This window comes from Mesorhizobium sp. ISC15, from assembly GCF_037162615.1.
GTDB lineage: Bacteria > Pseudomonadota > Alphaproteobacteria > Rhizobiales > Rhizobiaceae > Mesorhizobium > Mesorhizobium mediterraneum.
Map to the genome: position 1 here is coordinate 6,257,501 of NZ_JAVSPX010000001.1, position 13,352 is coordinate 6,270,852.

Here is a 13,352-nt window from a genome sequence, read left to right on the forward strand (position 1 = left end):
TCTCAAAATGAGAGACAATCCGAATTTGCTGGAGGCCCCATATGCTGCGCGACTTCAGCGATACGGTCGCTTTCGTAAAGGTGGTGCAGGAAGGGAGCTTCACAGCGGCAGCGCGCGTGCTCAAGGTGCCGAAGACACGGGTCAGCCGGAAGGTGCAGGAGCTGGAATCCAGACTGCACACACAATTGCTGAATCGGACAACGCGCAGCCTTAAGCTGACTGAAGCGGGAGCGGTTTATTTCCAGCACTGCGAGCGAGTGGTGAAGAATCTGGAGGATGCGGAGAACGCAGTGGCGGAGTTGCAGCAACATCCGCCCGGTGGCTTCGGATTACAGCCCCGTACTGGCTGGCAACTCGCGTCCTCGCGCCGCTGCTCACCGAGTTTCGCCGCTTCTATCCAGAGGTGCTCCCGCAATTGCTTCTTGGGCACGAGGTCGTCGACCTCGTCGCCAAGGACATCGACATCGCTTTCCGGCTCCAGGAAGGCACCCTCCCCGATTCCACGCTCACGGCTCGGCGGCTCGGCGCATTGCCGATGGGCATCTATGGAGCCCCGGCCTACCTGGAACGCGCAGGAACGCCACAGCGTCCTTCGGAGCTAGCGGAACATGCCTGTCTGTTGACAGAGTTCTATTTCAATCGTCCGGCAGTAGAATGGCCCCTATCGAGCGGCGGCGAGCGGTCCCAGTTCAAAGTACGAGCAGTGGCCGTCGCCAGCGATCCAGAGGCCCTTCACGGGTTCCTGCTGGAAGGAGTTGGCCTGTTCATGACCAACCATGTGCGCGTCAAGTCGGACGTTGCCGCTGGAAGACTGGTCCGCGTCCTGCCCGAGTGGGCAGGGCCCGAGCCGACCCTCTATGCGATCCGGCCAGGCGGCGGCGTTCAGCCCCCCAAGGTTAAAGCATTCTTGGACTTTCTCATTCCGCGGCTCGACTTGAAGAAGATTGATAGCAAAGGGAGCCACATCTGAAGCCGGCGGCAGCGGCCGATCCAATTTGACCCAAGCGTAGCCCTTATCAAGGTTACACCGATTTAATGTGCAAGCGAGTGGGAGAATTGCCATAAAGCTTTGATATCGACGAGTCATCCTGCGTGTCGGAGTGTGCCGTCGCGTCTACTTCACCTTGGGAGCCGTAGACGGTATATTTGCCAACCGGAGCGCCGATGGCCACCTGGAAACAGATCGTTTTTGCACTTGTGATCCTGGTCGCGGCCGCGGCCGCCTGGGTTCGCTTTTTTCCAGGCGCGCCGGATGTGCTGGCGCGCTGGGGCATCGACTGGGCTCATGCCGCAACGCCGCCAACGGGCGCCGTCGATAAGGTCGGGCAAGCAGGCAGCGGCAACGCCGCTGGCCAGAGGGTGACTATCGTCGCGTTGCCAGCGGCCGCGGCCATCATCAACGATCGCCTGCAGGCAATCGGCACTGGCCGCGCCAACGCCTCGGTGACGGTCAATCCCTACAGTTCCGGCCGCCTCGTTGAATTCGTGGTCGAGTCCGGCGCCCATGTCGAAAAAGGGCAGGTCATTGCCGCCCTCGATTCCGACACCGAGGTGATCGCACAGGACCGCGCCAAGGTTGCTTTGCAGGACGCGCAGGCCAAGCTCGTCCGGGTCAAATCGCTGCGCGCATCCAACGCCGCGACGGCGGTCGCCGTTGCCGATGCCGAAGTGGTGCTGGCCAATGCCAAGCTGGCGCTTCGCGATGCGGAACTGGCCCTGCAGCGCCGCTCGATCGTCGCGCCGATCGCCGGCGTCGTCGGCATCCTGCCGATATCAGCCGGCAATTATGTGACCAGCCAGTCGGCGGTCGCCACCCTCGACGACCGCTCCAGCATATTGGTCGAATTCTGGGTGCCGGAGCGCTTCGCCGCCGCCGTCAAGGTCGGCGTGCAATTGTCGGCGACGCCGATCGCCAATCCCAACAAAGCCTATACCGGAACGGTTGCCGCCATCGACAACCACATCGACGAAGCCAGCCGTACCCTTCTGGTCAAGGCAAAGATCGCCAATCCGGCCGATTCGCTGCGTGCAGGCATGTCCTTCCGGATCGCCATGAAATTCCCCGGCGACAGCTATCCAGCGGTCAGTCCGCTGGCGATCCAGTGGGGCTCTGATGGTGCCTATGTCTGGGCGATCGCGGACGGCAAAGCCAAGCGGGTGCCTGTGCGCATCATCCAGCGCAACACCGAAACCGTGCTGATCGACGCCCCGATCGTCAGCGGCGACATGGTGGTGACCGAAGGCACCCAGAGCGTCAGCGAAGGCGGCGAGGTCGCCATCGCCGGCGAAGAACAGCGCGCCGCGGACGCTGACGGCTGATGACCGCTTCCAACAACGCCGCCAGCGACACAGGCTTTACCGCGCTATTCATCCGCAGGCCGGTGATGGCCTTCGTCTTGAACACACTGATCGCGGTCGCCGGCCTTGCCGCCTTCTACGGCGTCGAAATCCGCGAACTGCCGGATGTCGATCGCGCCGTCGTCACCGTTAACACGACCTTTGAAGGCGCGGCGGCCGAGACCGTCGACCGCGAATTGACCGACGTGATTGAGGGCGCGGTCGCCCGCGTCTCCGGTGTGAAGTCGATCTCGTCCACTTCGTCCTTCGGCACGAGCCGCGTCACCATCGAATTCAACGACGGCGTCGACCTCGACGTCGCCGCCTCCGATGTGCGCGACGGCGTCGGCCGCGTCGCCGACCAGATGCCGGACACGGCGGATGCACCGCGCATCGTCAAGGCCGATGCCAATTCCGAGCCGGTGATGCGACTGGCTGTCACCTCCGACACCATGTCGGTGCAGGACATGACGGTGCTGGTCCAGGACCAGATCGAGGATGAACTTGCCGCCGTGCCCGGCGTAGCCGACGTCCAGGTCTATGGCGACCGCGACAAGATCTTTCGCATCGATGTCGACCAGAACAAGCTCGCCAGCCTGGGCTTCACAGTTGCCGACCTGAGGGCAGCGCTGGCCTCGGTCGCTTTCGATTCGCCGGCCGGCTCGATCACCACGACCAACCAGGACCTCATCGTGCGCACGACGGCGGACGTGACCACGCCGGAGGAGTTCGAGAACATCATCATCGGCGGCACGACCCGCATCCGCGACGTCGCCACCGTCACGCTCGGCCCCGACATCGGCCAGACCACATTGCGTTCGAACGGCAAGACCGGCATCGGCCTCGGCATTATCCGCCAGGCGGAATCGAACACGCTGGATATTTCGACCGGCGTCAGGGCCGCCGTCGACAAACTGCAGGCAGATCTGCCTCAGGGCATGTCGATCAAGGTCACCAGCGACGATGCGGTCTTCGTCAACGGTGCGGTGCATGAGGTCGAGATCGCCCTCGGCCTGTCCGTCTCCATCGTGCTGATCGTCATCTACGTGTTTCTCCTCGACTGGCGCGCGACGCTCATTCCGGGGCTGGCTATGCCGGTCGCCATGATCGGGACGATCGCCGCCATCTATCTCGCCGGCTTCTCGGTCAACATACTGACGCTGCTCGCCCTTGTGCTGGCGACGGGCTTGGTCGTCGACGACGCCATCGTTGTTCTGGAAAACATCGTGCGACGACGCAACCAAGGCATGGGACCACGCGCCGCAGCCGTGCTCGGCGCCCAGGAAGTGTTCTTCGCCGTCATCGCCACCACGCTGACGCTGGTCGCCGTCTTCGTGCCGATCTCCTTCCTGCCGGGGCAGACCGGCGGCCTGTTCCGCGAATTCGGCTTCGTTCTCGCCATATCGGTGCTTCTGTCCGCCGTCGTGGCGCTGACGCTTTGTCCGATGCTTGCCTCACGCATGCTGTCGGCCGCGCCGCTTCACCACGAAGGCGGCAGCGGCATCGGCGCCCGCATCGGCGGCGCGCTGAACACGCTCTACCGGCGCTGCCTGCGCATCTGCCTCGACGCGCCGTGGATCGTGCTTCTGGTCGCGCTGCTGTTTGCAGCCACCGCCTTCACGCTGTTTGGCACGATCCGCCAGGAACTGACGCCGACCGAGGACCGTGCCGTCGTGCTCATGCGCGTCGACGCGCCGCAAGGGGTCAGCCTCGACTACACGACGCAGCAGATGGAGAAGATCGAGAAACTGATCCAGCCGCTGCGCGATTCCGGCGAAATCCGCAACACGTTCGAGAGCGCCGGCCGGAACGGCGCCTACAATGCCGGCTTCATGGTCATGACGCTGGCGCCATGGGACGAGCGCACGCGCAGCCAGCAGCAGATCATGGCCGACATTAGCCGGCTCACCCGGCAGGTGCCGAGCGTGCGCGTCTTTCCGATGCAGCCCAACAGCCTCGGCATTCGCGGCGCCGGCAATGGCCTGCAGTTCGCGCTGGTCGGCAACAATCGCGCGGCACTCGGCGACGCTGCGGTGAAGATCATCGCCGAGATGCAGAAGGATCCCCGCTTCCAGTCGCCCCGGCTCTCCGTCGACCCGACGCAACCCCAGCTTTCCGTGGCCATCGACCGCGAGCGCGCTTCGGACCTCGGCATCGACATCACCGGGCTTGCCGACACTTTCCAGGCCATGCTCGACGGCAATGATGTCGTCGACGTCTATATCGCCGACCGCAGCTACGGGGTGAAGCTCGTCTCGACGACCAACCCGATCAACGATCCAACCGACCTGGAGAATATCTTCCTGAAGACGGCCGACGGCCGCTTCGTGCCGATGTCGACCATTGCCACGCTGACCGAGCGCGCCGTGCCACCCTCGCTGACCCGCGAGCAGCAACAGCCGTCGGTGGCGATCACCTCCAATCTCAGCGGCGATTTCGCGCTCGGCCAGGCGCTCACCCGCGCCGAGGCAATCGCCACGCCGCTCCTGCCGCCGGGCAGCCGCATCGTCCCCTTGGCCGAGGCGGCGACGCTGGGCGAAACCAACAGCGCCATGATCACCATCTTCGGTTTCTCGCTGGTCATCATCCTTTTGGTGCTCGCCGCTCAGTTCGAGAGCTTCGTCAGCGCGATCATCATCATGGCGACAGTGCCGCTCGGCCTCGCCTGCGCGATCTTTGCCCTTTTGCTCAGCGGCACCAGCCTCAACGCCTACAGCCAGATCGGCCTGGTGCTGCTGGTCGGCGTCATGGCCAAGAACGGCATCCTGATCGTCGAGTTCGCCAATCAGTTGCGCGACCGCGGGCTCGGCGTGCGCGAGGCGATCGAGCAGGCCTCCACCATCCGGCTGCGGCCGGTGATGATGACGATGATCTGCACCGTGCTCGGCGGCGTGCCGTTGGTGCTGGCGAGCGGCGCCGGCGCCGAGGCGCGCATCGCGCTCGGCTGGGTGATCGTCGGCGGGTTGGGCCTGGCCACCGTCTCGACGCTGTTCCTGACCCCGGTCGCCTATCTCTTGCTCGGCCGCTTCGTCACGCCGAAGGTGGAAGAAGCATCACGGCTGAAGCGCGAGCTCGAGGAAGCCGCCTACACCAATGTCGAGCCGGCGGAGTAGGATCGGGTCAGGCCGCCTTCAGCATCGCCGCGAAGGTGTTCTCGGGCATCCAGCACCTCCATCCCGACGATGTGGCCTTCAGCATCATAGTCTAGGACTATGCCTGCGGAACTTCCACGCTTTCCTGGATCGCCTCCACCTTGCCGTTGGGCTTGACCAGTTCAGCCGGCACGCACTCCATCGCCTCGGCTCTGGCCCTTTACCCGTGACAAGGATGATCGTAGTTCGAATAGTCTTGTCAACGCGACGCCGTCCCCCCGGGGCCGCGAAGCAAAGGCGCGGAGACCCTACAATGAGCTATCTGGACGAGCTGTTTTCGGTGGCCGGCAAGACGGCGCTGGTGACCGGGGCTGCGACCGGTATCGGCCGCATGGCGGCAACCGCTTTGGTCAGGGCTGGCGCCACCGTGATGATCGCCTCGCGCAAGGGCGAGGATTGCATCAGCGTTGCCGGCGAATTGAACGGCCTCGGCGGCTCCGGCCGGGCCGAGGGTTTTTCCGGGGATGTTTCCAGCGAGGCTGGCATCGCGGCGCTGGTCGCCGAGGTCAAGGCACGGACGGAGCGGCTGAACATCCTGGTCAACAATGCCGGTGTTTCCTGGGGGGCGCCGCTGGAAAGCTTCCCCTACCATGCCTGGGCCAAGGTGTTCGGCGTCAATGTCACCGCCGTCTTCCATCTGACGCGCGAGCTTCTGCCGCTGCTCGATGCTGCCGCCAGCGACGCCGATCCGGCCCGGGTGATCAATCTGGGTTCGGTGATGGGCACGCAGCCGCTGGCCGACAACGCTTATTCCTACTCTGCCTCCAAGGCTGCGGTTCACCATCTGACGCGCACGCTTGCGATCGAGCTCGCCGCGCGTCGCATTACCGTCAACGCCTTCGCCCCCGGGCCCTTTCAGAGCAGGATGACCGCCTTCGCCACCGCGACCAAGGAACAGGCCAACCATGTCGGCGGCCATGTTCCGCTTCGTCGCATCGGCGCGCCGGATGACATTGCCGGCGCAACGCTCTATTTGTGCAGCCGTGCCGGCAGCTACGTCACCGGCGCCATCCTGCCGATCGATGGCGGGCAGTCGGTGCAGCATGGGCTGACACTGTTCAAGGAATGAAGCCGCTCGCGCTCCGGACGGTTGAAATGGAGGACATCAGCGTGGAACCGATCAGTCTCGATGTGCTTCTGGCCAGCGTCGGCAAGGAAGTCGGCGTGTCGCCGTGGCGGGTGGTCTCGCAGCGCATGATCGACCAGTTTGCCGATGCCACCGACGACCACCAGTTCATCCACTGCGATCCGGAGCGGGCCAAGCGCGAGACGCCGTTCGGCGGCACCATCGCGCACGGCTTCCTGTCGCTTTCGTTGCTGTCGGCGATGACCTTCGAGACCATGCCGCCGCTCGAAAACAGCAAGATGGGCGTCAATCATGGCTTCGATTCGCTGCGCTTCCTGGCGCCGGTGAAGACCGGCGCGCGCATCCGCACCCGTTTCGTGCTGGCCGACGTCAAGGTCAGGCCGTCGGGCTGGGTGCAGACGGCGCATGACGTGACCATCGAGATCGAGGGTTCGAAAAAGCCGGCCCTGACCGCCCGCTGGCTGACGCTGACACTGATAGAGCGCCAGCCAGAAGCGGCATAGACGGCTCAGCGAGCGTCGCTGGAGATGAACTTCATGTGCCGGCCGATCTGCAGGGCGATGTAGACGACCAGTGAGCAACCGATCGGAAACACGATCTCGTTGAGGCCGGTTGCGATAGCCTGCGGCAGTGCGAGGGCAACGTCCTTCGCCGCGGCCGTCTCGATCGTCAGCACCGTGATTCCGCCGCCGAACACCGCGCCTATCAAGGCGCCTGCCAGCGCGAAATGGAGCGGACGGGGTTCTTCCTTCGACGCCATCGAGGCCAGTATCCAGCCGAGCAGGCCGTATTCGATCGCCCGCAGCACTCCCAACGTCGTGAGCGAGAGGATGGCCGGCTTTGCGGCCGCATCAAGCGCACTTACCATGACCTTTTGCGTCCCCTTGGCGATGCCCATCGCCAGTGGCGCCGAGATCGCGCTGATCAAGCCGCCGAGCGAGGCTCGCACCTTGGCGAGCGCCGTGCCGAGGCTGACGCCGGCGCAGACGAAGAACGCCCATGTCACGCCTTGCGCCAATTCGATCGGGACCTGGGTGGTAGCCGGGTGGGAGCCTGCTGCAAATCTGCCAGCCAGAATAAGGGCCTCCATGGCGAAGCCGAGTGCGATCGCCAACCATGCAACCATGACGACTCGCCTGAGTGCCAGCCTGGCGCCATGAGAAAGTGGATCCACGTCCGACACGCCGGACGAAAGCTCAGTCGTGGCCATGTTGGCCTCCCCAAAACGGAAATTTTTGCAGAGTCGCGAACTATCGGTCGGTTGTAACGGCCCGATGTTGCCCGTCTGGGTCAGGGTAACACCTCACGTGAGAAGAAAACGGGCATGTCGGAACGCTCAAGCTGGTTTTGACAGCGCCTTGTCCGTTTCCGTACAGCGTATATAATTTAGCCAACCGCCAACGGATAAAGGCAGGCAAATTGCAGCTCAGCGTCCAGACACGCCGCGAGAAACAAAAGGCCGAACTGCGCTCCGAGCTTGTCGATGCGGCTCACAAGCTCGTGCAGGAGGAAGGCTATGAAGGCCTCACCATCCGCAAGCTGGCCAAGCGCGTCGGCTATGCTCCGATGTCGGTCTATTCCTATTTCGCCGACAAGCAGGACATCTTGTTCGCATTGGCCGAGGATGCGTTCGAGACTCTGGCAAAGCGTATCGAGGATCATCCGGCCGACGATCCGATCGAGGCGCTGCAGGTGATCATGACCGAATACGCGGCCTTCGGCCTCGGCAATCCCAACGAATACCGCACGGTGTTCATGACGGAAAAGACCAGACCGCCGGAAGGCAGGACCTTCGCCGAGATGCAAGAGGGCAACCCGTTGATGAAGGTGCTGATCAGCAGAGTCGAGGCCTGCGTTGCCGCCGGCAGGCTCAAGGGCGACCCACGCGCCATCGCCACCATGCTGTGGGCGGTCGGCCACGGCACGATCTCGCTGCTGATCACCTTTCCATTTTATCCGTTCGGCGATCAGCAGGCTTTCGTGAAGCGGATGTGCGACTTCACGCTTGCCGGGCTGGCCACGCAGGACGTGCCGCCGCTGACCGGAACGCCGGCCAACTGCTGAAGGATTCTTCGGTTTCGAAGACCTGAATATCTCGCAAGGCACTGGTGAACGGCGCCGGGCGGCACAACTCGGCGCGTGCCGACGCGATGCGATTCCAAACATTCAAATAAAATTGTTCGTACATGTACGACTTCTGGCTTGAACCCCGCGGCTGTCGGGCGTATATGTACGCCATATCGTACATGTACGAAAAAGTTCAGCCGACGAAACCGGAGACAGACGATGAAAAAGACAATCCTCGCCCTCGTAGCCGTCCTGGCATTGTCGGGTGCGGCCCTCGCCGGCCAGAGTCAGCCCGGCAAGCAGGCGCCAGCCGCCTGCGCCGACACCAACATCAAGCTCGATTGCGGCGCGACCGGATCGGTGGAAAAGGCAGGCTCGGCCACTCGCGATGGCTCGACTGAAAGCAAGGGCCCGCGGCTCGGCATCGACATCGATCCGTGGATCGTGCCCAGCACATTCTGAGGTTCAAAACAAATAGGCGGCAGGAAATCCTGACCGCCCGTTTTCGTGGCCATTTCAGCCCGGCTCCGCTGGAGCCTGATGGAAGCTATTTCCTGCGCTTCTTCATTCCAGCCACGATCTTGGCCTTGCCGGGCCTTGCGGGAGCGCCGGAAATGGAAGTCCCGGTGATCGACACCGGATCGCTGGCCGGAAACGTGTCCTCGAGCCCTTCCTCGAGCTCCTCTTCGATGTTTGATTCTTCGTGCTTCTCGTGTTCGAGAGAGCGCACGGCCGACGTCTTCTGGACCGGTGGATTCGGCGCGGATTTCGACGGCATCGACATTCTCCCTCGACTTGCTCCGGCAAACGGTCGAGCGCAGCGAATGTTCCTAAGCCGCTGCGTCGCCTGCCGCCTCCGACAGCAAAGTAAAGACATAATCGGAGAAGGAACGCCAGCATTCGACCCGGAACGCATCGGCCGCGGTGCGCAACAGCACAATCTCGACCTTGCCCAGAATGGTGCGCGACGCCGCGCCTACCGGAAAGGCGTCAAGCGACAGATCCTGCGGGCAGCCTGAATTGATTGTTGCCGCGGCTGCCGGGCCGGTGACCGATATGGCGACGTTGCGATGCGAGATGCCGACCGCCGAATGCAGCGCGGTCACCTCAACGCAGTCGGCGAGCGGATCTTTTGCCGCCTCGTCGATGACCAGCCATTCGTCCGGCCCTAGCCACAATGCAGTGCGCCCGGCCTTTGCCGCCGAGGTTTTGGGCTTTCGCGGCAGGGTCACGCCGAGCGCCTTCGAAAGCGCCGCGACTGAGGCCTCCGGCGCGCGCAGCGAAATGCGCTCCGCCGGCGGCAACACAGCAAGCGTGACGCCAGTGGCGGAAAATTCCTGGCCGGCGATAGCCGGGCGACGTTCGACCGACGGGACAGCGGCGGCAGTTTTCTTCGCGGCAGCCTTAGCCATTGAGGCGCTCCCCCTTCTCGTCGAAGAACACCATGCCGGTGACCTCCACCTCGATCGTCCCGTTTGGCATCGGCACGTAAAGCGTCTCGCCCGTCCGATCACGGCCTCCGGCAACCAGAGCCAGCGCGATCGAGCGGCCGCAATTTTGCGACCAATAGCTGGAGGTGACATGGCCGATCATGGTCATCGGGATCGCCTGCTTCGGATCGCCGACGATCTGCGCGCCTTCTTCCAGCACCACCTTGGGGTCCTTGGTCTTCAGGCCGACAAGCTGCTTGCGGCCCTTGGCGACAAGATCCGGCCGCGCCATGCCCCTGATACCGACGAAATCGGTCTTCTTCTTGCCGACCGCCCAGTCGAGACCGGCATCGCCAGGCGTCACCGTGCCGTCGGTGTCCTGGCCGACGATGATGTAGCCTTTTTCGGCGCGCAGCACGTGCATCGCCTCGGTGCCGTAAGCGCAGGCGCCATGCTTCTGGCCCTCGGCCCACAGCGCTTCCCAGACGGCCTGGCCGTGGTCGGCCGGCACGTTGACCTCGAAACCGCGCTCGCCGGTGAACGACATGCGGAACAGCCTCGTCGGCACGCCGCAGATCTTGCCTTCGCGCACCGACATATGCGGCAGCGCGTCGTCCGACATGTCGATGCCTTCGACCAGCGGCGCGATGATGTCCCGAGACTTCGGTCCCTGCACGGCGATCACCGCCCACTGCTCGGTGATCGAGGTCAGCCAGACGTTGAGATGCGGGAACTCGGTCTGGAGGTAATCCTCCATATGGTTCATCACCCGCGGCGCGCCGCCCGTCGTCGTCGTCACATGGAAACGGTCCGGCGCCAGTCTTCCAACGACACCGTCGTCATAGATGAAGCCGTCCTCGCGCAGCATGATGCCATAGCGGCAGCGGCCGGGCTCCAACTTCTCCCACGGATTGGTGTAGAGCAGTTCCATGAACTTGGCCGCATCCGGCCCGACCACCTCGATCTTGCCCAGCGTCGAGGCATCGAACAGGCCGGCGGTCTTGCGCACGGTGACACACTCGCGATCGACGGCGGCATGCATGTCTTCGCCCGCTTTGGGAAAATACCAGGCGCGCTTCCATTGGCCGACATCCTCGAACACGGCACCTTGGCGCTCGGCCCAGGGATGAATCGCCGTCTTGCGGGTCGGGTCGAAGAGCGGACCCCGCGCGTGTCCGACGATCGAGCCGAAGGTGACCGGCGTGTAGGGCGCGCGGAACGTCGTCAGGCCGACTTGCGGGATCGGCTTGCCCAGCGTCTCGGCTGCGATGGCCAGGCCGTGCATGTTGGAGGTCTTGCCCTGGTCGGTCGCCATGCCGTTGGTGGTGAAGCGCTTGACGTGCTCGATCGAGCGCATGCCTTCATGCACCGCCTGGCGGATGTCCTTGGCGGTGACGTCGTTCTGGAAATCGACGAAGGCCTTTACCGTCGTGTCCGCACCGGCGCCGGGCGCCGCACCCAGCATGCCGCGCGACCAGCTCTCGCTGGCGTCGACCTTCGGCTTGGCTCCCTTGACGGTGTCGGCGCCGGCATTCTTGACGCCCGCATCCTTGGCCGCCTTGGCGCCCGCCGCATAGGCCTCGTCGATCGTCGCCGACAGCCCGTCCGTGCCGTTGCAGGCGCCGACGGAGACGCAGTCCTGCGCATAGGCGCCGGGCACGAAGCGCTTGGTCTCGTCGTTGAAGGCAACCTTGCCGCGCGACTGCGAGAACAGATGCACCGACGGCGTCCAGCCGGCCGACATCAGGATCGCGTCGACCGGGATGGTGCGCTCGCCACCGCCATTCTTCGGCTGCACGGTCATCGATGAGACGCGCAATTTGCCGCCGGCGCGGATCACCGCACGGCCGAAATTGACCTCGATGCCGAGCGCCCTCGCCTCATCGATCACCGGTCCGGTCGGGTTGTCGCGCAGATCTACGATGGCCGCCACGCCGACGCCGGCCTTCTTCAGGTCGATCGCCGCCGCATAGGCGGAATCATTGGCCGTATAGACGCCGACATTCCTGCCGACCGCGACGCCGTAATGGTTGAGATAGGTCCGCGCCGCCGACGCCAGCATGATGCCGGGCCGGTCGTTGTCGGCAAACACCATGTGCCGCTCGATGGCGCCGGTTGCCAGCACCACGCGGCTGGCGCGGACCTGCCACAGCCGCTCGCGCGGCAGGTCGCGGCCGGGGCTCTGCAGATGATCGCTGACGCGCTCGACCAGCCCGACGAAATTCTGCGCGTAATAGCCGAAGGCCGTCGTGCGGGACAGCACGCGGACATTGTCCATGGCCTTGAGCTTGGCGACTGCACCTTGCGCCCAGGCAAAACCATCCTGGCCGTCGATCCTGGCGCCACTCTCGAAACGAAGGCTGCCGCCGAAATCCGCCTGTTCGTCGGCAAGGATGACGCGCACGCCGGTTTCGGCCGCGGCAAGTGCGGCGGCGATGCCGGCAGCGCCACCGCCCACCACCAGCACGTCGCAATGGGCATAGCGCGCCGAATAGTGGTCGGGATCCGGCTGGTCGGGGGCGACGCCGAGGCCGGCCGCAGCCCTGATCTTGGGCTCGTAGAGGTTCTTCCAGGCGGACTTCGGCCACATGAAGGTCTTGTAGTAGAAGCCCGCCGAAAGCAGCGGCGAGGCGATGTCGCCGACCGCGCTGACGTCGAAGGAAAGCGACGGCCAGCGGTTCTGCGACTGTGCCGTCAGCCCGTCATAGAGCTCCTGCACGGTGGCGCGGACATTCGGCGTCTTGCGCGCTGCGTCGCGCTTGACTTCAACCAGCGCGTTGGGCTCTTCCGCCCCGGCGGACAGGAAGCCGCGCGGCCGGTGGTATTTGAACGAACGGCCGACCAGATGGACGCCGTTGGCAAGCAGCGCCGAGGCCAGCGTATCGCCCTCGACACCGGCATAGGGCCGGCCGTCGAAGCTGAAGCTGGCCGTCTCTGCCTGCTTGAGGCGCCCAGCGCCGGGAATGCGGAACGCTGCGATCATTTGGAGGCTCCCGGCAGCTTCGCGGGCTTCGGCTCGCCGGCCTTGTAGGTCATCAGGAACCTGTCGCTGACGGTATCGCGCACGGCATTGAAGAACCGCGCGCAGCCATGCATGTGCCGCCAGCGCTCATAGATGATGCCTTTGGGATTCGAGCGGATGAAGAAGAACTTTTCGAAGTCGTCATCGCTTGTCGCGGCCATATCTGACGAACGTGCAATATGCGCCTCGCCGGCGTTGCGGAATTCGAGTTCCGGACGCTCTTCCTCGCAATAGGGGCAGCGGATGAGAAGCATGAT

The 13,352-nt window shown here is 64.2% G+C and carries 13 protein-coding genes and 1 pseudogene; 8 read left to right on the forward strand and 6 right to left on the reverse strand.

Annotated features, from left to right (window positions below; genetic code table 11):
* Positions 1–41: 41 nt before the first annotated feature.
* The 4 genes and pseudogenes from RPG13_RS30160 to RPG13_RS30175 all read left to right on the forward strand — a co-directional run.
* A pseudogene (locus tag RPG13_RS30160) lies at positions 42–170 on the forward strand (LysR family transcriptional regulator); the annotation flags it as partial.
* A gap of 200 nt (positions 171–370) precedes the next feature.
* Entirely contained in the window at positions 371–970 is a 600-nt protein-coding gene (locus RPG13_RS30165; RefSeq protein ID WP_337127075.1) for a substrate binding domain-containing protein, read from the forward strand.
* A gap of 194 nt (positions 971–1,164) precedes the next feature.
* Positions 1,165–2,319, forward strand: a complete 1,155-nt coding sequence (locus tag RPG13_RS30170; protein ID WP_337126707.1) for an efflux RND transporter periplasmic adaptor subunit — start codon at positions 1,165–1,167, stop codon at positions 2,317–2,319.
* On the forward strand, positions 2,319–5,450 hold the full coding sequence (locus tag RPG13_RS30175) for an efflux RND transporter permease subunit (RefSeq protein WP_292502639.1): 3,132 nt from the start codon (positions 2,319–2,321) through the stop codon (positions 5,448–5,450). Before RPG13_RS30170 ends, RPG13_RS30175 begins: the two co-directional genes overlap by 1 nt.
* Here RPG13_RS30175 and RPG13_RS30180 read toward each other — a convergent pair.
* Complete coding sequence (locus tag RPG13_RS30180) at positions 5,423–5,551, reverse strand: DUF2283 domain-containing protein (protein ID WP_337127076.1); 129 nt, start codon at positions 5,549–5,551, stop codon at positions 5,423–5,425. The two genes, RPG13_RS30175 and RPG13_RS30180, sit on opposite strands and share 28 nt — an antisense overlap.
* A 191-nt stretch (positions 5,552–5,742) precedes the next feature.
* Between RPG13_RS30180 and RPG13_RS30185 the strand changes: the two genes are divergently transcribed.
* Positions 5,743–6,558 (forward strand): SDR family oxidoreductase, encoded by an 816-nt coding sequence (locus RPG13_RS30185; RefSeq protein WP_337126708.1) that lies wholly within the window; start codon positions 5,743–5,745, stop codon positions 6,556–6,558.
* Between the two features lie 26 nt (positions 6,559–6,584).
* Positions 6,585–7,079, forward strand: coding sequence for a MaoC family dehydratase (locus RPG13_RS30190; RefSeq protein ID WP_029348059.1), 495 nt, complete (start codon positions 6,585–6,587; stop codon positions 7,077–7,079).
* A 5-nt stretch (positions 7,080–7,084) separates the two neighbouring features.
* Here RPG13_RS30190 and RPG13_RS30195 read toward each other — a convergent pair whose 3' ends face one another.
* Entirely contained in the window at positions 7,085–7,786 is a 702-nt protein-coding gene (locus RPG13_RS30195; RefSeq protein WP_337126709.1) for a hypothetical protein, read from the reverse strand.
* Positions 7,787–7,995: 209 nt separating this feature from the next.
* Between RPG13_RS30195 and RPG13_RS30200 the strand changes: the two genes are divergently transcribed.
* Together RPG13_RS30200 and RPG13_RS30205 are read left to right on the forward strand one after the other, a co-directional pair.
* Positions 7,996–8,640, forward strand: coding sequence for a TetR/AcrR family transcriptional regulator (locus tag RPG13_RS30200; RefSeq protein WP_292706795.1), 645 nt, complete (start codon positions 7,996–7,998; stop codon positions 8,638–8,640).
* Positions 8,641–8,862: 222 nt separating this feature from the next.
* The gene (locus tag RPG13_RS30205) at positions 8,863–9,105 is read left to right on the forward strand and encodes a lipoprotein (protein WP_127294664.1); all 243 of its coding nucleotides are present in this window, start codon (positions 8,863–8,865) and stop codon (positions 9,103–9,105) included.
* Positions 9,106–9,190: 85 nt separating this feature from the next.
* Here the strand turns inward: RPG13_RS30205 and RPG13_RS30210 are convergent, their stop codons facing one another.
* From RPG13_RS30210 to RPG13_RS30225, 4 genes are read right to left on the reverse strand one after another with little or no spacing between them, the layout of a single operon-like run.
* On the reverse strand, positions 9,191–9,421 hold the full coding sequence (locus RPG13_RS30210; RefSeq protein WP_095488556.1) for a hypothetical protein: 231 nt from the start codon (positions 9,419–9,421) through the stop codon (positions 9,191–9,193).
* A 52-nt stretch (positions 9,422–9,473) separates the two neighbouring features.
* Entirely contained in the window at positions 9,474–10,055 is a 582-nt protein-coding gene (locus RPG13_RS30215; protein WP_337126710.1) for a sarcosine oxidase subunit gamma, read from the reverse strand.
* Positions 10,048–13,056, reverse strand: a complete 3,009-nt coding sequence (locus RPG13_RS30220; protein ID WP_292722239.1) for a sarcosine oxidase subunit alpha — start codon at positions 13,054–13,056, stop codon at positions 10,048–10,050. The genes RPG13_RS30215 and RPG13_RS30220 overlap by 8 nt, the downstream gene beginning before the upstream one ends.
* Entirely contained in the window at positions 13,053–13,349 is a 297-nt protein-coding gene (locus tag RPG13_RS30225) for a sarcosine oxidase subunit delta (protein ID WP_095488500.1), read from the reverse strand. The genes RPG13_RS30220 and RPG13_RS30225 overlap by 4 nt, the downstream gene beginning before the upstream one ends.
* Positions 13,350–13,352 lie beyond the last annotated feature (3 nt).